This is a genomic window from Shewanella sp. W3-18-1 (assembly GCF_000015185.1).
Lineage (GTDB): Bacteria > Pseudomonadota > Gammaproteobacteria > Enterobacterales > Shewanellaceae > Shewanella > Shewanella putrefaciens.
The window spans coordinates 1,396,252-1,419,424 of sequence record NC_008750.1 but is presented as its reverse complement, the minus strand read 5'-3'; the positions used below and the strand labels follow the sequence as shown (position 1 = coordinate 1,419,424).

Below are 23,173 nucleotides of genomic sequence, written 5' to 3'. Positions count from 1 at the left end.
AGCAATTTGCAGGCAAAAGGGCATACCCAGAAATGCTGGGACACATTTTTCTTAATTAGGAATGAGGTGAGCAGTAATCTCATGGCGAATAGCACCATCAACTTTAGCTAAACCTAAAAATAATATCCAGCCACTCACTTCCTGCCCGACTTGTTCTTATTATTCTAATAATCCGGAATATTGCTTTTAGAAACAACCATTGATATGGTAGATTTTTAACCAACGCCACCAGCAAAAACCTAGTGAAAACTATTGCTGTTCAGCATATCTCGGAGATGGATTTTTATGGTTGTTGAGCAGCAACTTGAACGTGCGCGTCTGGAATTACTTGATATGGGTCTTCGATCCAACCCTCAGCTAAATTACCGCAGTGGTAGTAAAGCACTCGACATTATTGATGAACAATCTGCCAAGATATTTGAAATGCTGGTTGAGCAAGAAAACACACTCAGCTTTTTACCATTGCCAGAAGCTTATCAACAAAAAATTGCCGACAGCGAAGATGAAGGTTCATTCTTTCAGACCGACGATGAATCGGAATTGCCACCTCTTGATTTATACCTCGAACAGAAAAAGGGAGCGGCCCGCTTCACCGACAAATACCTACAAACCGGATTAGTACCAGCCAAACTTGATAAAGCACTGCTGAAACTAGAAACCGAAGCCCATACTATGCTTCAAGAGCAAGGTGTCGAGGTTCTATATTTAGCACTTGGTTTTTTACAGTGGAATGAACCAACAAACTCATCTGTCTCAAGGTATGCGCCTTTAATTTTAATCCCAGTTCAACTAATGCGATCATCTGCCAGAGATAGCTTTAAATTGCGCTACACAGGTGAAGATCTGGGTTCAAACCTGACCTTAGCTGCAAAACTAAGGACTGAGTTTAAGTTAATGCTTCCCGCTTATTCTGATGAGATGGTAATCACAGATTATTATCAGGCGGTATCAGATGCGATTACAGCGCAACCTTCATGGCGAGTGCATCAGGATAAAATTGGTTTAGGACTGTTCTCTTTTGGCAAGTTTCAAATGTACATGGACTTGGACCCTACTGGCTGGCCGGAAGGAAAAAAACCATCACAGTTACCGTTGATTGGCCGCTTATTTCGTGATGGCTTTCCCCACGATGCAGAGATCAATCCTGCAGATCTGAATCATCCAGAAAAACTCCACTTGGTAAAAGACGCCGATTCCAGCCAGATTGAAGCAATCTTGGCGATGAAGTCTGGCGCGGACCTGATCATTCAAGGGCCGCCAGGTACAGGTAAATCCCAAACTATCACCAACATTATTGCCGAAGCGGTTGCGCTGGGTAAAAAGGTGCTGTTTGTTGCACAAAAAATGGCAGCACTTGAGGTGGTGAAAAAACGCCTTGATGAAACTCATATGGGCTATGCCGTACTCGAACTACATAGTCACAAAAGTACCAAGAAATCTGTGCTTGGTTCTATTGCTGAATCACTTGAGCAAGGTCGGCCACAAACCGCAAACCGAGAGCAAGAGTTTTCAGATTTAGCGGAATCAAAAGCCTCGCTGGATGCTTATGTGCATGCCATCCGAGCCTCTATTCTGCGTAGCGGTATCAATTACATTGAAGCGTTAGGCTCATTGCTGCAATTGAAGACAAAGGATCCCGACAACTCCTTACCAGCCCTCCCCTTTAGCTACTTCGAACAATGGACAGCTGAGGAATACAGTAATGCCAGGAAACTGGTTACAGAATTAGTACAGCAACTAGCACGCATTGGCATACCTGCAGCGCATCCATTTTCGATGTCTGGTCGCACTGACTTTTCACCTTCGTTGCAGCAGGCCTTAACCTCTACCTTGGCAGAAATATGCCCGTTACTTAGCCAACTTGATGTCCAAGCCCAAACTGTCAGTGTTTTTCTTAAGCTAGAGAAACCACAAAGCTTGCAACAAGTCACGCCGCTGATTTCAACTACGAGCTGGCTATCCGAATTACCGGATCTTAAAAGCGTTAAAGTAAATAACCCCATATGGGCTTTAGAAAAAAAGTGGATCGATAACGGCCTGACCTGCCTAGCTAATTTCTTATCACTCAAAGCCAGCTGCGAACAGCACTTTATCACGCAGGCGCTGGATGCAGATTTGCTGAGTATCCGCCAAGGCTTGATTGGCAAAACAGATAAATGGTGGCGTTTCCTGTCGTCCAGCTATCGCCAAGCCAAAGCACAGCTAGCAGGGCTTTGGCTTGGCGCTCTGCCCGCTTCGTCTACTGACTGGCTTACTGCATTAGATACTGCCTTAACTTACCAAAGCGCGAAAAAAGAGTTAACTAGCTACCACACTCTGTTATCTGAAGCTTTTGGCGCGCAGTGGCAAGGCGAATTTTCGGAGCACAGTGAATTAACGCAAATAAACAGCTGGATAAACACCTTTTACACAAAGGTAAACCGCCTTGAATTGTCGCAGTCATTGGCTGAACTGATTGATACGGGCCTTGATAAAAAGCTGCTGCGTGACCATACAAACTCACTGACAGCGCTCTGCACAGGCATATCTGTACAATTGAAAACACTGAAAGAGTTGATACAAATACCCAACAGCAATCCAAACCATGACTTAGCAGCAATGCAATTTACGCAACTAAATGTCTGGTTAGAAGGCTGGAAAAACTCTGCCCTACTTTACGATTTTGCACGCTACAACCAGATTATTAAGGCGTTTGAGCCTTATAACATCAAGGACTTCACTAAATATGCTTACTCATGGCATGCAGCCCCAGACTTGCTAATGACGGTATTCGAACTTAGCTATTATTCTGGTCTGGTTAACTATGCCTATGACAGCTCAGAAGCAATACGGCACTTTGACCGCAATAAACATGAACAAAGCCTACACGACTTTAAACGTATTGATGGTAACAGTTTGTTTTTCGCTCAAGAATTTTTAGTAAACAGCCTGTACGAGCGCTTGCCAAAGAAAACAGCTAAAGGTGAAATGGAATTAGTACTGCGTGAGTTAGGTAAGAAAAAACGCCATATTCCTATTAGGAAATTGCTGGCTGAAGCAGGTAACGTGATCCAGCAAGTAAAACCTATTTTTATGATGAGCCCTATGTCCATCGCCACCTACCTGAAACAAGGTGCGTTAGATTTTGACCTGGTGATTTTTGACGAAGCAAGTCAAATTCCAGCACCCGATGCCTTAGGCGCAATGCTGCGCGGGCGGCAAGTGATTGTGGTAGGTGACAGTAAGCAAATGCCACCAAGCAACCTATTTGGTAAAGCTGTTGAACTGGAAGAGGAAGAACTGGAAAACAGCGCCACCGCAGAAATGGAAAGTATTCTGGCATTAATGGAAGCCCGTGGTGCGGCAAGTAAAATGCTGCGCTGGCACTACCGTTCTCGCCACGATTCACTGATCGCAGTGTCCAACGACCAGTTTTATAAAAACAAGTTAGTGGCCTTTCCAAGCCCAGGCTTTCACCCCGATGCAACAGGACTGAAGTTTCATTATTTACCTGAAACGCATTACGACAAAGGCGGTTCACGCATAAATCCAGGCGAAGTAAAAGCTGTAGTAGCCGCAGTACTGAATCACGCTTTAACTAAACCTCACTTGTCCTTGGGTGTGGTGGCTTTTAGCCTTTCGCAACGTGATGCCATTTTGCTTGAGTTGGAAAAAGAGCGCCGCTTACAGCCTGAAACCGACGAATTCTTTGCACGCCATGCAGGCGGCGACGAGTTTTTTGTAAAGAACTTGGAGAACGTGCAAGGCGACGAGCGCGACGTTATTTTGATCAGTATTTGTTATGGCAAAACCAGCACAGGCCAGCTGAGCCAGAATTTTGGTTTGTTGAATAAGCCAGGTGGTGAACGGCGCTTAAACGTGTTGATCTCACGCGCGCGGCTGGCGATGGAAGTCTTTGCCAACTTTAGAGGTGATGAACTAAAAGTAGAAGCAGATAGTCCTTTTGGCGTACGTTCGCTACAAATCTTTTTGCAATTTGCTGAATCAGGCCAGTTAAACAAAGCCTATGAAAAAGAGCAGGAGCAAAACTTTGCTTTTGGTGCACTGCTACATCAGGCGATCCAGCGTTTGGGGTATCAGGTAGCAACTCGGGTCGGCAGTCAGGGGTATTACATCGACTTAGCCATCAAGCATCCTGAAGACCCCAGTAAATTTGTATTGGCTCTGGAATATGACGGCGCAGGTTATTATGGGGCCACTTCGGCCCGTGACCGTGAACGATTGCGGCAAAGTGTGCTGGAAGGTCTTGGCTGGAGCTTTGAACGCATTTGGTCCACCGACTGGTTTCGCGATCCAGAGGCAGAGTTACATCGCTTGAAAGTATTGATAGATAAAGCCATAACCCAACACAACGAACTGATGGTAGCAATGGCCGCACAAGCCACTAACACCAGACAAGTGAAACACAAAGTTGCGATGCCGGAGGCCGTTGCTGCGCCAATAATGCGGGTTGAAGAAGAACAACCAGAGTTTGAAGCCTGCACTACACCCTATAAAAAAGCCGATGTGTCTAAGCTAAATATTCCCCATGTGGATGATTTCAGCGCCATTCCTTTAAGTATGTTGGTGCATGCGGTGGAGCGTATTGTTGAAACCGAATACCCCATATTCGCCAGTTTAGTGGCCACCCGTTTAGCCAACGCTGCAGGACTGACAAGAGTTGGTGCCAAAATTAAACGCACTGTAGATCAAGCCATAGAAAGCGCCGTTGCCAAAGGGTTAATTAAGTTAGATAAAGACGAAGTGTTATGGCCACAAGGCCGCAGCACAGTCAAATTAAGAAACTGGAACAGCGCCGACACAGCCACCCGCAAGCTGGAAAACGTCTGTGATGCCGAGCTAACCAACGCCTTATTACTGACAGTGCAAGACGCCCATGCCATTAGCGTGACGGATGCCGCTTCTGCAGCTCTGGGCCTATTGGGCTTTCAACGGGCAACAGCTCAGGCAGCTGAGCGAATGAGCAAGTTGGCACAGATTCAGTGTGATAAAAATGTGCTGGTTTGTGAGAATGAGCGGTTGAAAATATCAATAGCCAAGCCTTCGTTGCCCTGAAAAAAGATAAAACATCAATTAGAGAAAAGTGGGAACACCCGTAACACTTTTTATTGCAAGACATCGAATGGGAATAGGCTGCCAATCAAGAAATTAACGAGATGAACGCCCCACGGACGGGGCGGTCGAGCACCACGGACAGACTTGAACAACATCCATGTCTCAGAATGATGAAGAGCCTCCCTGCTGCCCCAATCCTTTATCTCTGCTTCTAGATAGCTTCTCTATATCTTCTATATTGCTAGTGATTTCAAGGCTATTCGCTTCGAAAGGCATTGCTAAACCTAAAGTCGTCTTGCCTCGATCACGCTATCGACCTGAGATAACTTAGATAACACTCGCGATAAACCATCGAGATTATAAAGCTCCAGTTCCAACTCAATTGCGGCAGTCTGGTTTTTAGTATCCGATGAGGAGCTCATGGCCAATACATTGGATTTTTCAGCCGCCAGCACTGAGGTTAAATCACGCAATAAGCCACTGCGATCGTGGGCTAATACCCGCAGACGCATCCGATAACCGCCGGAGTAATTTTCGCCCCAGACCACATCGACACCGCGCTCAGGGTGAACCCGCATCAACTCTTTAACTTGTTCACAATCGGCGCGATGTACAGAAATGCCACGGCCCTTAGTGATAAAACCTAAGATCTCATCACCGGGAACTGGCTGACAACAACGGGCAATATGGTTAAGCAAGTTACCTACACCGTTGACTTCAACCTGACCACGGCCACTGGAGGTCGGCTTATGTTGGCCTTTCTTAACTAATTCTTCGACGGCATCTTCTTCTGACACTTCATCGAGTCTTAAACGGCTCTGAATATGGTTAACCACTTGATGCAGACGCACATCACCGCCGCCAATCGCCGCCAGTAAGTCATCCATGCTCGCCATATTAAAGCGCTCGACCGCGATGGCGGCGTCTTTAATTTTAAGGCTCACCCGCGCCAGTTCAGATTCGAGCATTTCTTTGCCGGCGACAATATTCTTGTCTCTGTCCTGCTGCTTGAACCAATGCTGGATTTTCGAACGCGCCCGCGCCGTACGGATATAACCTAAATTTGGGTTAAGCCAGTCGCGCTTGGGATTGGGTTGTTTCGAGGTAATGATCTCGATCCGCTCACCCGTTTCAACCTGATAGGTGAACGGCACAATACGGCCATCGACCTTAGCACCAATACATTTATGCCCTACTTGGGAGTGAATGTAATAGGCAAAGTCGAGCACGGTTGATCCCTGTGGCAGGTCGACGACTTCACCGCTTGGGGTGAACACATAGACTCTATCTTCAAACACTTGGCTGCGCACTTCTTCAACCAAGTTGCCACTTTCGACCACGTCTTCCTGCCATTGTAGAATTTTACGCAGCCAGTTAATTTTTTCTTCGTAGCCGCTTTGCTTACCGGAATGATTGCCTTCTTTGTATTTCCAATGCGCAGCCACACCCAGCTCTGCATCTTCATGCATGTCTTGGGTACGAATTTGAATTTCAACGGTTTTGCCCTCTGGCCCCACCACTACGGTATGGATCGATTGATACCCGTTAGGTTTAGGGTTAGCGACATAATCGTCAAATTCCCGCGGAATATGGTGCCAAAGCGTATGCACCACACCTAATGCACCATAACAATCCTGCAAACGCTCAGTCACGATACGCACCGCGCGCACATCAAATAACTCATCAAATTTGAGGTGCTTACCCTTCATCTTGCGCCAAATACTGTAGATGTGTTTCGGCCTGCCGTAGACCTTAGCGCGGATATGATCTTCATCGAGTCGTTGTTGTAATTGGCTAACAAATTTTTCGATAAAAACTTCACGATCCAGTCGTTTGCCATCTAACTGCTTAGCGATTTCTTTATAGGTATCTGGATGCAGATAGCGGAAGGAAATATCCTCTAATTCCCACTTTAACTGACCAATCCCTAAACGGTTAGCCAGCGGCGCGTAAATATCGGCAATTTCACGGGCCAGCAGCACGCGAGTTTCTTCATCGGCATTTTTCACTGCCCGTAGCAAACACACACGTTCGGCCAGTTTGATCACCACCGCGCGCACATCTTCGACCATCGCCAGCAACATGCGGCGAATATTGTCGATTTGCGGCTCAGTTGAACGACTATTAGGGTTGATTTTCAAGGCGCCGATGGCGTTCATGGTCACAACACTCGCGACTAAACGCGCCAGCGGCTCACCAAATTTTTCTTTGATAGCCTCTTCAGTCAATAACCCAGCATCGAACACCACAAAAAGAATCGCCGCCTGCAGGGTTTCAATGTCCATGTTTAGCGGTGCGAGGATTTCGATCATCTCTCGGGCACGTTCGAGCAGTTCTCTCTTCGACGCAGGACTCTTGGCAGGTAAGGCATCAACCTGCCCTATCAAGGAGAGCAGCATCTGCGCCTCATCTGCCTGACTGACATAACGAGCCACCCAATCGTCTAGATTAAAATCGGGATCGTTAAAGTGTGCTTCGCGAACAGAGACCATCTAATTTGTTTCCTTATCCGTGCTCAGAGAGAAAGTGGGCACCACTTCGGCTCTCCTATCTTCAGCATTGGCGCGAACTTGTCAAACCTAACTGACCAAATATTCACATTTTTTACGTTATTCAAACGCTTTGCTTACTTTGTCAGCGCAAATTACTTGGTTAATTCAAACAGTGCCATGGCTTCAATATGGTGTGTTTGTGGGAACATGTCGATAAGTCCCAATCGCTGTAATCGGTAACCGCGCTCTAATAGTACAGCACTGTCACGGGCTAAGCTGGCAGGATTACAAGACACATACAGAACTTTACGCGGCTTCATTTTCTTTAGCCATTGCAAGCTTTCAAATGCCCCCGCACGAGCAGGATCGAGCAGTAATTTATCAATTTTTCCCATCCAAGGCTCAAGGGATAAATCTGCACTTAAATCGCCATGATAAAAGGTGAGTTTATCCAGATTGTTAGCTTTAGCGTTCACCCGCGCTTGGCTTACCATCTCGGCAACCCCTTCGACGCCAATCACATCCGCGCCCATTTTCGCTAAGGGCAAACTGAAATTACCCATACCACAGAACAAATCCAAAATGCGCTCATCAGGGGCTGGCGCTAACCAATCCATCGCTTGAGCGACCATGGCCTTGTTAATTTGGCTATTGACCTGCACAAAGTTACCGGGGGTGAAACTTAAACTCACCGCATCCGACTGCGCATTTTCATCTAACAGTTGATAAACAGGTAACACTAACTCGACGCCGACGCCTTGGAATTGGCCTTCGTTATCCTGCAGACAAATATAGATCTGATGCTGCTCGGCAAAGGCTGACAGCTTAGCGAGATCCTTATCGTTTAACGCCTTAGTGATCCGCAGCACGGCGAAGTGACCATTATCGGCGGCAATCAACTCAAGGTGGCCTAAGCTGGCTTTAGCCGACAATTGATTTAGCAACTTAGCAAATGGCACGATCAAGTCCGATAACGGCTTAGCTAATACTTGGCATTGGCTAATAGGCACCACATTACTGCTGCTCGCCGCGCGAAAGCCTAAACTTAAGTGCTTGGTATTTTTATCAAATAAGGTTGCAAGACGGGCGCGGCGGCGATAATGCCAGCCTTCACCGGTTAATGCGGGTGATAAAGCACCGCCTTCAGTACCTGCAAATTTTGCCATAATATCCAGCAACGCGGCTTCTTTATGCTCACGTTGACCCGATAATGACATATGCTGTAAGTCGCAGCCGCCACAAGTATGATAGTGTGGACACTCAGGCTCGACGCGCTCAGGGCTCTGGGCATCGACTTTAATCAACTTGGCACGGGCATAATTTTTCTTTTGTTCGGTGAGCTGTACTGTCACGGTTTCATCGGGCAAAGCGCCGGGAATGAACACGACTTTACCTTGATACTGAGCAATGCCAGCGCCTAAGTGATCGAGCTGATCCACATTTAGCGACAACTTAGCTGACAACTGTTTGGAACTATTTGGTTTTGCTTTAAAAAATTGTGCCATTTCGGCCTCTAAATCAATAAAAAACTGGCAAAGACGGGCCTTTTTCTGGCAGTCTTATAACACTATTATCGTATCTGTTTCAGGAAACACCGCTGCTGCTATGACCCCTGTCAACAACATGACCAAATACAGCCTACGTTCTTGGGTTCTTGTGCTGGCGCTCGCGCCAACAATTTTGGTCGGTCTTCTTCTGGGCAGCTACTTTACCATAAACCGCTTTTATGAGCTCGAAGATACGCTGATTGAACAAGGCAGTAATATTATCGAACCATTAGCAATTGCCAGTGAAGTGGGATTAATAGGAAATGATCGTGAAGCCACTAAAAGGTTACTCGCCGCGGCACAACTCAATAAATCAACCTTAGTCAAATCGATCGCCATTTTCGATATCCAAAATCAACTGTTTGTCACATCCCATTACCACAAAGATTTTGAAATGATGCGCTATAAAGAAGCGCTCACCAATTTACATAAAACCGAAATAGAACATGTTGGCGACAGCCTTATTTTACGAACACCCATTTTTGCGAGTACACCTTCAGCGACTCTCGCTAATGTAGACATCCAAACCGATAACGGTGAATTACTGGGTTATATCTCAGTTATTATCAATAAGGAACGCGCGCTACTCGAACAGCATAGAGCCGCCGTTGCCGCTTTTATCATGGTATTACTGGGCGTTCAATTAAACCTATTATTTACTTTTAGGTTAGTAAAAAATGTCACTCAACCTATTACCGAGATGGTACGTGTTGTCGCAAAAATTCGTGAAGGAAAATTAGATGCGCGTCTAGATGGCAATTTGATTGGTGAATTGGATTTACTTAAACGCGGTATTAATGCCATGGCGTGCTCACTGTCGGAATACCATGATGAGATGCAGCAAAATATCGACCAAGCTACCTCAGATTTACGGGAAACCTTAGAACAAATCGAAATCCAAAACGTCGAGCTAGATTTGGCGAAAAAACGCGCCTTAGAAGCTAGCCGGATTAAATCTGAATTCTTGGCCAATATGTCCCACGAGTTACGTACGCCACTGAATGGTGTGATTGGTTTTGCTCGCCAATTGGTAAAAACACCTTTGCATTCAAGTCAAGTTGACTACATCAATACCATTGAGCGCAGCGCCACTAATCTACTTGCTATCATCAATGATATTCTCGATTTTTCGAAACTCGAAGCGGGAAAAATGGTGCTAGAAAATATGCCCTTCGGTCTTAGAGAAACCCTTGGCGACACTATGACCTTGATTTCAGGCAGTGCTCAAGCGAAGGGCTTGGAGCTTGTGGTCGATATCGCCCCTAATGTACCTGACCATGTGAATGGTGATGCCATGCGCGTATGCCAAATCATCAATAACTTAGTCGGTAATGCCATCAAATTTACCGACTCAGGTAGCGTGCTCGTAAAGCTTGAATTACAAAGTCAATCGGAGGAACAAGTGATCCTGCGCTGTGATGTCATCGATACTGGTATCGGGATCGATGAAAGCCAACAGGACTTTTTATTCCAAGCCTTTGGGCAAGCCGATTCATCGATCTCGCGACGTTTCGGTGGTACAGGACTTGGCTTAGTGATCACTAAGCGTTTAGTTAACCAAATGGGGGGACAAATAGGTTTTACCTCCTCTGTCGATAAAGGCTCAAATTTCTGGTTCACTCTGCCACTGGGGTTAGGTCAATTCCAAATTGGTGATTCGCTACCATTAGAAAAACTCAAAGATAAAACCATTCTTTTTTATGAGCCAAGAGTACTCACCCATGCTGTTTTAAGCCGCCAATTGCGCCTATGGGATACTAAAGTGACACATCATCAGCATATCCCTAACCTATTGACTACACTCGCAAACACCGAAGAAGCATACGATTATATTCTGTTAAGTTGTCATGGTTTTACCGATGCAACGCAATTGGTTGGCACTTTAAATCTTGCGAAAACGAAAACGGACTGTTTAGTCGTACTCTACGATTGCCAAGAGCAAGATGCCTTGAGCAAGTTTATACGACCTAATGCCGATGTCGTGCTATCACTGCCTGTCAGTGAGCATCAACTTGCCCGTAATATGCTCTATCCTCCACTCGAATATGACATACAGGCTCCCATCACAATCTCGGCACCTGCAGCGCGGCAATCCTTAACGGTATTGGCAGTAGATGATAACTTTGCCAATTTAAAACTGATTGATACCTTACTCAATGAATTAGTCACCACTGTTATTGCTGTTAATAATGGGGATGAAGCGGTCAAACAGGCTAAAACTCGTACTTTCGATTTGATTTTTATGGATATCCAAATGCCGGGGACCGATGGCATTAGTGCAACAAAGCAAATACGCCAAGGCTCGATGAACCGCAACACGCCGATCATTGCCGTGACAGCCCATGCCATTGCCGAAGAACGTGAGCTGATTTTAGGCAGTGGCATGGATGGCTATTTACCTAAACCTATCGATGAAGCTGCACTAAAAGACGTTATTCATCGCTGGATCACAAGACCTAAATTCACCCATTTTGACCTGCATACGCTGAACTGGGATCTTTGCTTAACTCAAGCAAATCATAAATCGAACCTCGCCCTTGAGATGTTAAAAATGCTGCTGGACTCACTACCTGAAACGGTAGAGAAAATTCAAACGGCGCTAGGCCAAAATGATCAGGCCACTATGCTCAGTACAATCCATAAGCTGCATGGCGCAAGCTGCTATTGCGGCGTCCCCACCACTCAAAGGTTATGCCAAGAGATTGAATCCGCGTTAAAACGTCAAACCCCTGTGGAAGATCTCGAACCTGAAATACTAGAGTTACTTGATGAGTTAACTAAGGTAGAATCAGCGGTAAAACAAGTGCTATCACAGCTATCAGCGGAAATAACAGATGACCAAAAAAACGGGCTTCTTTAAGCGCCTTAAAGCGTTAGAACTACCTCAAAAACAACTCTTTGCCATTGCTCTTTGTCAGCGTATGTTGCCCAACTATCAACTGTTTTCAGAAGTCTGCGAATTTGGTGATCCCGCAGTATTAAACACAGTATTAGAATTATTATGGCAATCTCAATACGACAATAAACTCAAATTTAATATTGATGTCCATCTACAACGATTAGAAGATAACACACCTGATCCTGTCGACTTTGAAGCCTATGGCGTCTATCCGGCCATGGATGCAGTTGTGGCACTTTCAACATTATTGAGTGCAATTCAAGATAAAAATGAAGAAGATATAATTAATATCAGTAAGTTATCATCCAGTACTGTGGCGAACTATATTGAAGCCATCAGTGATGTTGATCTTGTCGATGATGCCCTAGATGATTTCGTCTTCGCCCATGAAGTGATGGAAGAAGAGAAAGAGTTACAAAATTCTCTGCTCGAAATTATTGAAGAAAATCCAAAAATCACTGCGGAATTGGTAAAAGGTCTACGCAAAGACATCATCGAAGCAGGTGTATCCAATATTGGTATTAGCATCGCCTAACGCCCGTGACCCCATTTGTTCAGGTTAATCCGTGTTATTCCAAAGTGTTAAACCACGTTAAAATAACACGGCATAAAGAAGTCATCATTGGCTTACTACCACAATCCAACAGCAATCCTCGATAAGCAAGATTGCTTATCGAGGCTCGACTCGCGAAGGTTATATAGGCATAAACAAACCATAGACCTACAAAGTCAAATCGCTGATAATTTTCATTAAACAATACCTTGAGCGATGCAAATGCTCAATATCAAAGGCAACTCAAGCCATGGAAAACAATTCTGGCGCCTTCGACTGCATAAACTCAATAAACACTCTCACCTTTAGCGGTTGTTGGCTGCGTTGATGATACAAGATTGAAATCCGTCGCTGCTCACCCACCCATTCAGGTAATAATACTTTGAGTCGGTCCTCTTTAATCTGCTGTTTTACAAACAATTCAGGACCGTACAAAATGCCACCATGATCCAATGCCGACTCAATAGCACCGTGTAAATCCGTCAATGTGAGCTTGGTTGGACCATTAAAGTAGAAGGACTCACCGTTCGGATGCTTTAAATGCCAATTAAATAAGGGCCAGACTTTAATAAGCTGATGCGCTTCTAAATCATTCGGGTGGGTCAACTTAGGTGCCTGTGCTAAATATTCTGGCGTAGCAAATAAACAGTAATCTAACTCACCTAATGTACTCGACACCCATGAAGAATCAGGCTGAGCGCCACCCACAATCGCCACATCAATCCCTTTGTCGATCAAATCAACCAACTCATTACTCTGGGATATATGCAGGCGAATATCGGGATACAAACGACCAAACTCATTAAGAGCTCGGATAAAAATGATAGAGATAATAGAAATCGGCGCGGCAATTCTTAACGTCCCTTCGGGTTTATCACTTCCCACGCCACTAAGCTCATCAAACTGGGCTATGACACTCTGATAACGCTGAAATAAGGCTAAGCCTTCTTCAGTCAACCTCAGTTTACGAGTGCTACGCATAAAGAGTTGCTTATCGAGCTTTTCTTCTAATTTGGCTAACTTACGACTCACGGTCGCAATAGGCATATCCAACTCTTTGGCCGCCTGTGAAAAACTTCCCGCATTCACTAAGTGCACAAAAAGATAAAGAAGTTGTAATTCACTGCCCAAATCATCACTCATATCACATCCCAATTTTTATAGGCTACTTAGGTCTACATAGTTAACGAATTGTAATTCAAACTGTCCATGGTACATCAACTCAAAAGCCGATATTCAGTCATTGATCCAGCTTAAATTGAAGCTTCTTAAGCTTTATGAAAACCCTATTTTAAAGTCGTTTAGGTATATACGACCATAGCTTAATAGTATCGGCTGCCCATGGTATGTTATTTTGCTGGATAATTTACTGCGCTAGCTCGAATATTACCCATTCAATTATCGGTATTTATGTGCGACGAGTGATGTTCAGTACCGATATATATTTTTGAATAAAAATCGTACGCTATGAGTCTGTCTTACACAGGAAAGACCCTATCATAAGGATGAGTGAGGGAATGACATTATTAACCCCGCTGTTTGCCGTCTTCGGGATCATGCTACTAGGTACACTAGTACAAAAATTGAAACTTCTCCCCGTGGAAACGGATCAAGTATTAAACCAATATGTGTACTACATTGCCTTTCCTGCGATCATGCTAATCGCCCTAGCTCAGCAGCCAATTAACGAAATCTTACAATGGGGATTTATTGCAGGCTATAGTGCAGCAATGCTAATTACCTATCTCATTTGTTTAGGTATTTCACTGATAGCCAACCCAAAAAAGCACGCGATTGCGACAATTAGAGCCCTAAATGCCACCTTTGGTAATACCGCGTTTATTGGTATTCCATTACTGATGATTATCTTTCCACAACAACAAAGTGCATTAGTGGCAGCGGCCATTGCTAGCCTGCTATCGGTACTGATGTTTGCAGTCGCGCTAGTATCATTAGAACTTGCCACTAACACTCAAAGACAGCACCATGCCTTAGTGATAATGGCAATGGCGGTAGGTAAAAATCCTATCGTAATTGGCAGTTTGATTGGCGTTGCAATATCCGCCAGTGGCATTCAATTACCATCAGGTCTCGCGCTAATGATCCAGCAGATAGGCAATACCTCAAGCCCCTGTGCCCTTTTTGCTATTGGTATGGTATTAGCAAAAGCAATGCGATATCAAAAAGATAGCAAAATTTTTAGTCTCTCAAACTTTTTAGAGTTAAGTCTAATCAACCTTTTTAAACTGGGTATACAGCCCGCGCTAGTCTACTTTATGCTGAGATACTGCGGTGTACATGGTGATTATCTGATCATGGGCGTTATCCTCAGCGCACTGCCCACTGCAGCTAGCGTTTACTTACTGGCACAGCGTTACAATACCCAAGCTTCAACCAGTGCTCAGGGCATTCTATTTGGCACCTTAGTCACTTTTTTCAGTCTGCCAATATTAGAAAGCCTAGTAAGAACTCATGCATAATCAGTTAATTAAAAATATTTACTGCGATAATGCCGATTATTTACCCAATCCACTTTACTGTATATAAAATCAGTATATACTGTTTATCAATACAGTGGTTTGGTATATTTTTCGACAGGAATTGACTATGCTTTGCCAACTCAGCATTAATAACTTCGCTATCGTCCGTTTTTTAGAACTGGATTTTCGCCCAGGAATGACCAGCATCACTGGTGAAACCGGTGCAGGTAAATCGATCGCCATCGATGCGCTAGGTCTATGCCTAGGCAATCGCGCCGATGCCAGTTGTGTTCGCCCTGGTGCCAGTAAAACTGAGGTCAGCGCCCGCTTTTCCTTAGATGATATTCCGCTAGCAAAGCGTTGGTTAGAAGATAACGATCTTGAACTCGATGATGAGTGTATTTTACGCCGAACCATTAGTAGCGATGGCCGCTCGCGCGCCTACATCAATGGTAATCCAGTACCGCTGACGCAACTCAAATTACTCGGTCAGTTGCTTATAGGTATTCACGGCCAACATGCCCACCATGCAATGTTAAAGAGTGAACATCAGCTCACCCTGCTCGACAGTTATGCCAACCACAGATTACTTATCGACACAGTTGCCGCTAGCTTTCAACGCTGCAAGCAAATTGAGGCCGACCTAAAACAACTCGAAGCCTCCCAGCATGAACGTATTGCTCGTAAGCAATTAGTCCAATATCAAGTGGAAGAACTCGATGAGTTTGATCTTAAAGTCGACGAGTTCGATGAAATTGAACAAGAACACAAACGTTTAGCCAATGGCACTGAGTTAATTGCCACCTGTCAGGCGAGCTTAAATATACTCACAGAGGGTGAAGAGAACAATATAGAGTCACTGCTCAATCGCGTCGTTTCCCTCGCCGAAGATCTGCAAAACTACGATCCCGCATTAAGCAATATCAACACTATGCTCAATGATGCTTTAATCCTAGTGCAAGAAAGTGCAGGCGAATTACAGCACTATTTGAGTAAGCTCGAACTCGATCCGACCCATTTCGCCTATTTAGAAGAACGGCTATCAAAAGCCATGCAACTGGCGCGCAAACACCATGTCAGCCCGAATAAGCTGGCGGAACATCATCTAGCATTAAAGGCAGAGCTCAGCAGCTTAGACAGTGATGAAAGCAAGCTCGAAGAAGTTCAGCAACAAGTCGAGGCAAGTAGAGCAGCTTACCTTAGCAATGCCCAAAAGCTCAGCCAAAGCCGTGCTCGTTACGCCAAGGAACTCGACAAACTGGTGACTCAGTCAATCCACGAACTGAATATGCCTAAGGGTAAATTTACGATCGAAGTCAATTTCCACCCCGAGCAAATGTCAGCCAACGGCAGTGACAATATCGAATTTATGGTAACCACTAACCCTGGCCAACCCTTACAACCGATTTCGAAAGTCGCGTCTGGCGGTGAGCTTTCACGCATAGGATTAGGGATACAAGTGATTACCGCGAAGAAAGTTGCCACACCGACATTAATTTTCGATGAGGTGGATGTCGGGATCTCAGGACCTACCGCCGCAGTGGTAGGCCGTATGTTACGCAGCTTAGGGGAATCGACCCAAGTCCTGTGCGTGACTCACTTGCCACAAGTTGCGGGCAATGGTCATCAACACATGTTCGTCGATAAATTTAATAAGGCAGGCAGTACTGAGACCACAATGAAGTCGCTCGATCGTGAGCAGCGCATTCAAGAGCTTGCAAGACTGTTAGGTGGCGATACTATCACCAGCAATACCCTAGCAAACGCAAGGGAACTGCTGCAATAGTAGTATGGATCAGATAACGAATAAGGTCGCTACACGTTTGAATCTACACACGCCATATCAAAAGCTAAGGGGCTATATCAAAAACTAAAGGCTAGTTGTTGGCCATGTTAACTAACATGTCAGCTTAGCTATCATGTTAGGTTGACGATAATGTTAGCTAACACACCAGACTAGCCCTTGCAGACAGATAAAGGCAAATACACCCGCTAAGACATCGTCAATCATAATGCCAAAGCCACCATGAACTTTGGCATCGAGCCATCGAATAGGCCAAGGTTTGATGATGTCAAAAAAGCGAAATAGACCAAAGCCGACTAACAACCAACCCCAACCTGCTGGTGCCGCTATCATAGTGATGAGTAGCCCAACCACTTCATCCCACACAATCGCACCGTGATCGTGTACCCCCATATCTTTAGCAGCTTGACCACAAATGTAAATGCCTGCCAAAGCACCGAATACAGTCAAACCTAAATACCACCCCAAAGGCAGCGGTGCTAAGAGCAAATATAAAGGGATTGCGGCTAAAGTACCAAAAGTACCCGGCGCCTTTGCGGCGAGCCCACTACCGAAACCGAGTGCCAAAAAGTGGACAGGATTTTTTAATGATAGGCGCGTTAGCACCTGATCCTTTGACAACCATTTCATTAATATGATCTTCGCTTAAAAGTGCTCGAAACCGTGATACGGCGGCGTAAACGGCTCACCATTGCGTTGCAACTTGAGCTTACTGCCCGCACAAATTTGTCCAACACGAACAAACTTTGCCCCCGCATGGCTCAAGGCGGTTTCAAGCGCGCCCTTTTGGGACTCAGGAACCGTAAACAGCAGTTCATAATCTTCGCCACCGGTCAGCGCATAACCTAAGGCATGCTCCTCACTAACGGTATCTTGCATCGCACGGGACAGAGGAATATTAGCCACATCGACAATGGCTCCCACACCAGAAGCCTTAAGAATATGGCCTATATCCGAGATAAACCCGTCAGAAAGGTCGATAGCACTGGAGGCAAGCGAACGCAAAGCTTGGCCCGCTAAAACTCTTGGTGTTGGACGATAATGGCGATTAATCAGGAATTCTTTATGCTCGGCTCTGGCCTGTTGCGCGCCTCGAATGATATCCAGACCTAAGGCCGAATCTCCGAGTGTGCCCGTAACATAGATCCAATCTCCCACTTTAGCACCATGACGAGTGAGTGCCTTACCCTGTGGGACTTGGCCGTGCACTGTGATGTTAATCGCCCGTGGACCACGAGTCGTATCACCACCAATTAAGGCGATGCCATAGTACTCGGCGGCTTCAAACAAGCCTTCACTAAAACCACTTAGCCAGGTTTCATCGACTTCGGGTAGCGTTAAGGCAAGCGTCATCCACGCAGGTTCAGCGCCCATGGCTGCCAGATCAGATAAATTTACCGCTAAGGCTTTATAACCTAAGGCTGCAGGAGGCATATCGGGGAAGAAATGGACATTTTCGACTAAGGTGTCACAGGAGATAGCAATCGACTTGTTTTCTGCGGGTTGCACTAAAGCGCAATCGTCACCGATGCCAAGCTTCACATCACGGCGAGTGGGGCCGCGGTTGCTAAAATAACATTCAATTAATTGGAATTCTTTCACTGTACAGTTTGGCACGACTTACATCGGCCACCTTTGTTAGCAATGAAAAACGGTATCCTAAGATACCGTTTGTCTTTATTACTTGCGTGCAACCAGTTTGTCGAGCAGTCCGTTCACAAACTTATGACTCTCGTCCGCACCGAAAGCTTTTGCCAACTCAATCGCCTCGTTAATCGCGACCTTGTAGGGCACATCTTTACGGAAAGTCAGCTCATAGGTCGCTAAACGTACTATGGCTTTCTCAACAGGAGACACTTCATCGATCGGGCGCTCCAGATGCGGGATGATCAGCTCATCCAACTGGGGTTTCTTCGTTGCAACGCCTGAAAATAGCTCACGAAAATAAGCTACATCAACACCGTCGAGACTCTGCTCAGTTAAAAACTCATGCTCGACATCGGCAATATTATTCCCGCTTAGTTGCCATGAATAGATGGCTTGAACGGCTAAACGGCGGGCCTTGCGGCGCTCAGAAGGCTTCATTATTTTTCCTACTATTACAACTGTTGTTCAAGTTCTTGCAGAACATTGACCATTTCAAGCAGGCTTAAAGCAGCTTCGCCGCCTTTATTACCCGCTTTGGTACCTGAACGTTCGATAGCTTGTTCTATGGTATCTGTGGTCAACACACCGAAGGCAACAGGCAGATCAAATTCTAAAGCAACTTGAGCTAGACCTTTATTACATTCGCCTGCAACAAAATCAAAATGAGGGGTACCACCACGGATCACCGCACCTAATGCGATAATACCGTCGAATTTACCACTGGCAGCAACGCGACGCGCAGCTAGCGGCAACTCAACCGCACCTGGTACACGGACAACAGTGATATTGTCGTCGCTGACTTGGCCAAAACGTTTAAGCGTGTCAAGTGCACCTTCAAGCAAGCTCTCAACTAAAAAGCTGTTGAAACGCGAAATTACAATCGCAACTTTGGCATTTTTCGCTTCGATATTACCTTGAACTATGTTCATTATCTTACCTAAATTTTGCTAAAGCACCCAGCTCGGGGCGAAAAGTGGCGACATGATATCACAGCCAATTGCCCAGAGCCCTATGCAAATTATCAGAAATTGTTAATTTTACTTCAGTGTAACTTTGGGTTTCAGTCCGCCACATACTCAGTCACTTCAAGGCCAAAGCCTGAAAGTGAATGGTAGCGTTTAGGCGAGCTGAGCAGACGCATCTTAGTCACGCCAAGGCTAGCGAGGATTTGCGAACCCACACCCACACGGCGCGACGTCCCCTGCCATTTTGCAGAAACAGGCGCTTGGCCTTGATCTTCGGCTTCAAAGGCTTTCACCTTAGAAAGGATTTCACAGGGATGCTCTTGATTCCCGAGTAAAACCAATACACCACCTTCTGCAGAAATACGCTCCATCGCCTTTTCGAGTGGCCAGCTGCGTTGCTGATCGCGCTCTGAGTGGAGTAAATCGTTGAAAGTATTTTGCAAATGCACGCGCACCAAACAATCTTCTTTCACCTCTCCTTTGACTAAGGCGAAATGCAGTTGATTGTCGATTGTGTCTCTAAAAGTCACCATGTCAAACTCGCCGAAACGGGTCGGTAGTTTGCATTTAGCTTCGCGCACAACCGTGGTTTCTTTGGTATTGCGATACTCGATTAAAGCCGCGATAGTGCCTATTTTGATGCCATGCAACTCGGAGAAAATCTCTAAATCTGGGCGACGTGCCATAGTGCCGTCTTCGTTTAAAATTTCAACGATAACGCCAGATGGTTCAAGTCCCGCAAGACGGGCTAAATCACAGCCTGCTTCAGTGTGGCCAGCGCGGGTTAATACGCCGCCGTCCTGTGCCATTAACGGGAAGATATGCCCAGGTTGCACTAAATCAGCCGCTTTAGCGTCTTTAGCCACAGCCGTTTTTACCGTTACAGCGCGATCGTGGGCCGAAATACCAGTTGTCACACCTTCAGCCGCTTCAATAGAAACCGTAAAGTTAGTCGAGAACTGAGCGTTATTATTCGTCACCATTAAAGGCAGATTTAACTGCTGGCAACGGGCTTTAGTCATGGTCTGGCAAATGAGTCCACGGCCATATTTGGCCATAAAGTTAATCGCTTCTGGCGTGACCATTTCGGCCGCCATGATCAAATCACCTTCGTTCTCTCTATCTTCGTCATCCATCAAAATAACCATTTTGCCTTGACGAATATCTTCGATGATCTCTTCTATACTGTGCAGCGCCATTGTAGGACCTTTATAATGTGACTTGTTATGAAATTTTATCTCTTAGCAGAACGATTGCCAGTGCACTAACGCACAAACCCGGCACGGGCTAACATTTCCATGGTGACGCCACCGCTCTTGCTGTCTTTGCCATCATAATTCATCAAGCGTTCAAGATAACGGGCGATTAAATCCACTTCGATATTCACCTTATCGCCCGCTTGCAGGTCGATTAAGGTGGTTTCACCTGCGGTATGGGGCACTATGGTCAAGCGGAATCGACTGCCGTCCACTTCGTTCACCGTCAGACTCACGCCGTCAATGGTAATGGAACCTTTGTGGGCTATGTAACGCCCAAGCTCTGCGGGTGCGGCTAACCAAAACTCGATGGCTTGCCCACGCACTAAGCGTTGCTCAACCGTTGCAATACCGTCCACATGGCCGCTGACCATATGGCCACCTAAACGCGTGGTGGGAGTAACGGCCTTTTCAAGATTCACTTTAGTGCCCACTTTATAGTTGGCAAACCCGGTTAGACTCACTGTTTCTGCTGAAACATCAGCCACATAACCGTCGGCTAGTTGCTGCACAACCGTTAAGCACACGCCATTGGTGGCAATACTGTCGCCTAAACGCACATCGGTTAAATCCAGTTTGCCGCTCGCCACGGTAAGACGAATATCATCGCCTTTACGCTCCAGTTTTCGCAGGATGCCAACGGCTTCAATAATCCCAGTAAACATGGTTAACTCACTTAATTAAATAAAGAAGTATCAAGCTTAACACTCAAGGTTAAACGGGTATCAGGCCCTATTTTGCGCTCATCGACCAACGTGAGTGCAGGAATGTGTGCCATGGTTTGATAATCGGGCAGTTGCAGCAGATTACGACCATGCCCACCGAGGATTTTCATCGCTTGGTATAGCACTAACTCATCGGCAAGCCCCTCTGCTAAAAAAGCGCCCGCTAAGGTTGCCCCCGCTTCCACCAGCACGTGATTACAGCTTTGGCCTAAATAGCTTAATAGTTCAGGAAGCGAGACGCGACCTTCAATTGCAGGTAACAGGAGGCAACTCACATGGGAGGGCAATTGTGCTTGAAAGTCTGCGGGATAAGCCACGGTCGAGACCAAGAGTATCGGCGATACAATAGCCAAACATGCAGCAGATAACGGCAAACGGGCGCGACTGTCGAGTATGACTCTTAATGGCTGAAGTAATTGCGCCTCGGTTACCCTGTCTTTTAAGCTACCAAGCTCTTGATAACGCACATTAAGCAAAGGATCGTCTGCCAGTATGGTTTCGATCCCCGTAACTAGCGCGCAGGAACGTAAGCGTAAGCGCTGCACATCCCGGCGCGATTCTGGGCCAGTTATCCATTTAGACACACCATTAGACAGCGCAGTTTTTCCATCAAGACTTGCGGCTAATTTTACCGTAACTCTGGGTAAACCTGATTCCATCCGCTTCATAAAGCCTAAATTTAAGGCATAGGCTTCATCGCGATGTAATCCCACATCCACTTCAATGCCGGCGTCGCGCAGCATTTGAATACCGCGCCCCCCCACTTGCGGATTTGGATCTTCTACCGCCACCACCACACGTTTAACGCCAATATTGATCAGCGCCAAGGCGCAGGGCGGTGTGCGACCATAATGACTGCATGGCTCTAAGGTGACATAGGCTGTTGCGCCGCGGGCGCGTTCACCAGCCATACGTAGCGCATGCACTTCGGCGTGGGGTTCACCCGCTTTTTGATGATAACCTTCACCGATGATTTGGTTATCTTTAACGATAACGCAGCCCACACTAGGATTGGGCCGAGTGGTATAAAAGCCTTTGCGTGCCAATTGAATCGCGCGGCTCATCATTTGAATATCGAGTGCGGACCAAGTTATGTTCAAGCTCATGTTCAACCCTGTTGTTAAAGGTTTCGGCTTTCACCTGTCTTATAAATCTGTTTTTTACGTCTGCGACAACTGCACGTCAACCTTCTAAGGCGACAAAAGCTGAATAACTACTTTTGCAGTTTGGCGATGGCTTCGCCAAATTCAGACACGTCTTCGAAGGCGCGGTATACGGAAGCAAAACGTATATAGGCAACTTTATCGAGGTTCATCAATTGTTCCATCATCAAGTTACCCACCATTTCTGACGGCACTTCCCGCTCGCCCGTGGCGCGCAGAGTGGACTTGATTTTGCTGAGCGCTTGCTCGATTTCATCCATAGACACAGGACGTTTTTCAACGGCGCGCAACATTCCACTTTGGAGTTTTTCTTCATCGAAGGGTTGGCGTGAACCATCGCGCTTGATCACCCTAGGCATGACTAACTCGGCACCTTCAAAGGTGGTAAATCTTTCATGGCATTCGGTGCATTCTCGGCGACGGCGCACTTGATGGCCTTCCGCCACTAATCGAGAATCGATGACTTTAGTATCTGTCGCGCTGCAAAATGGACAATGCATTGAGCCTCCTGCCAGTGAATGACGTAAAGCCGTTGGCTTTACTATGTTATCTAAGGTTAGCCTGTTTGGTTTAAGTCTAAGATTTTA

16 protein-coding genes are annotated in these 23,173 nt (G+C 46.0%); 5 read left to right on the top strand and 11 right to left on the bottom strand.

The annotated features are described in order from the left end of the window. Window positions 1-285 precede the first annotated feature (285 nt). Entirely contained in the window at window positions 286-5,055 is a 4,770-nt protein-coding gene (locus SPUTW3181_RS06430) for a DUF3320 domain-containing protein (protein ID WP_011788598.1), read from the top strand. Window positions 5,056-5,339: 284 nt separating this feature from the next. Here the strand turns inward: SPUTW3181_RS06430 and relA are convergent, their stop codons facing one another. Together relA and rlmD are read right to left on the bottom strand one after the other, a co-directional pair. Then, entirely contained in the window at window positions 5,340-7,547 is a 2,208-nt protein-coding gene (gene relA, locus SPUTW3181_RS06425) for a GTP diphosphokinase (RefSeq protein WP_011788597.1), read from the bottom strand. 152 nt (window positions 7,548-7,699) lie between these two features. Further along, on the bottom strand, window positions 7,700-9,052 hold the full coding sequence (gene rlmD, locus SPUTW3181_RS06420; protein ID WP_011788596.1) for a 23S rRNA (uracil(1939)-C(5))-methyltransferase RlmD: 1,353 nt from the start codon (window positions 9,050-9,052) through the stop codon (window positions 7,700-7,702). A gap of 100 nt (window positions 9,053-9,152) precedes the next feature. On the opposite strand from rlmD, the gene barA reads away from it, so the two are divergent. Continuing rightward, window positions 9,153-11,954: a two-component sensor histidine kinase BarA gene (gene barA, locus SPUTW3181_RS06415; protein WP_011788595.1), complete on the top strand. Its 2,802-nt coding sequence runs from the start codon at window positions 9,153-9,155 to the stop codon at window positions 11,952-11,954. Next, complete coding sequence (locus tag SPUTW3181_RS06410; protein WP_011788594.1) at window positions 11,929-12,528, top strand: YjaG family protein; 600 nt, start codon at window positions 11,929-11,931, stop codon at window positions 12,526-12,528. The genes barA and SPUTW3181_RS06410 overlap by 26 nt, the downstream gene beginning before the upstream one ends. Window positions 12,529-12,789: 261 nt before the next feature. On the opposite strand, the gene lldR is transcribed toward SPUTW3181_RS06410, so the two are convergent. Then, on the bottom strand, window positions 12,790-13,689 hold the full coding sequence (gene lldR, locus SPUTW3181_RS06405; protein WP_011788593.1) for a LysR family transcriptional regulator LldR: 900 nt from the start codon (window positions 13,687-13,689) through the stop codon (window positions 12,790-12,792). A gap of 374 nt (window positions 13,690-14,063) precedes the next feature. On the opposite strand from lldR, the gene SPUTW3181_RS06400 reads away from it, so the two are divergent. Beyond that, a complete protein-coding gene (locus tag SPUTW3181_RS06400) occupies window positions 14,064-15,026 on the top strand; it encodes an AEC family transporter (protein WP_011788592.1) in 963 nt (320 codons plus the stop codon). 127 nt (window positions 15,027-15,153) lie between these two features. After that, window positions 15,154-16,812 (top strand): DNA repair protein RecN, encoded by a 1,659-nt coding sequence (gene recN, locus SPUTW3181_RS06395; RefSeq protein WP_011788591.1) that lies wholly within the window; start codon window positions 15,154-15,156, stop codon window positions 16,810-16,812. Between the two features lie 153 nt (window positions 16,813-16,965). On the opposite strand, the gene SPUTW3181_RS06390 is transcribed toward recN, so the two are convergent. The 8 genes from SPUTW3181_RS06390 to nrdR all read right to left on the bottom strand — a co-directional run bounded on the left by SPUTW3181_RS06390 (window position 16,966) and on the right by nrdR (window position 23,086). Further along, window positions 16,966-17,460, bottom strand: a complete 495-nt coding sequence (locus SPUTW3181_RS06390; protein WP_011788590.1) for a phosphatidylglycerophosphatase A — start codon at window positions 17,458-17,460, stop codon at window positions 16,966-16,968. Window positions 17,461-17,475: 15 nt separating this feature from the next. Continuing rightward, entirely contained in the window at window positions 17,476-18,432 is a 957-nt protein-coding gene (thiL, locus tag SPUTW3181_RS06385) for a thiamine-phosphate kinase (RefSeq protein ID WP_041408090.1), read from the bottom strand. A gap of 78 nt (window positions 18,433-18,510) precedes the next feature. After that, on the bottom strand, window positions 18,511-18,915 hold the full coding sequence (gene nusB, locus SPUTW3181_RS06380; protein WP_011788588.1) for a transcription antitermination factor NusB: 405 nt from the start codon (window positions 18,913-18,915) through the stop codon (window positions 18,511-18,513). A 14-nt stretch (window positions 18,916-18,929) separates the two neighbouring features. Further along, on the bottom strand, window positions 18,930-19,406 hold the full coding sequence (gene ribE / locus SPUTW3181_RS06375; RefSeq protein WP_007646164.1) for a 6,7-dimethyl-8-ribityllumazine synthase: 477 nt from the start codon (window positions 19,404-19,406) through the stop codon (window positions 18,930-18,932). Window positions 19,407-19,537: 131 nt separating this feature from the next. Continuing rightward, the gene (gene ribBA, locus SPUTW3181_RS06370; RefSeq protein ID WP_011788587.1) at window positions 19,538-20,641 is read right to left on the bottom strand and encodes a bifunctional 3,4-dihydroxy-2-butanone-4-phosphate synthase/GTP cyclohydrolase II; all 1,104 of its coding nucleotides are present in this window, start codon (window positions 20,639-20,641) and stop codon (window positions 19,538-19,540) included. Window positions 20,642-20,706: 65 nt separating this feature from the next. After that, window positions 20,707-21,363: a riboflavin synthase gene (locus tag SPUTW3181_RS06365; RefSeq protein WP_011788586.1), complete on the bottom strand. Its 657-nt coding sequence runs from the start codon at window positions 21,361-21,363 to the stop codon at window positions 20,707-20,709. Window positions 21,364-21,374: 11 nt separating this feature from the next. Then, entirely contained in the window at window positions 21,375-22,529 is a 1,155-nt protein-coding gene (ribD, locus tag SPUTW3181_RS06360) for a bifunctional diaminohydroxyphosphoribosylaminopyrimidine deaminase/5-amino-6-(5-phosphoribosylamino)uracil reductase RibD (RefSeq protein WP_011788585.1), read from the bottom strand. A 107-nt stretch (window positions 22,530-22,636) separates the two neighbouring features. Next, the gene (nrdR, locus tag SPUTW3181_RS06355; protein ID WP_011788584.1) at window positions 22,637-23,086 is read right to left on the bottom strand and encodes a transcriptional regulator NrdR; all 450 of its coding nucleotides are present in this window, start codon (window positions 23,084-23,086) and stop codon (window positions 22,637-22,639) included. Window positions 23,087-23,173 lie beyond the last annotated feature (87 nt).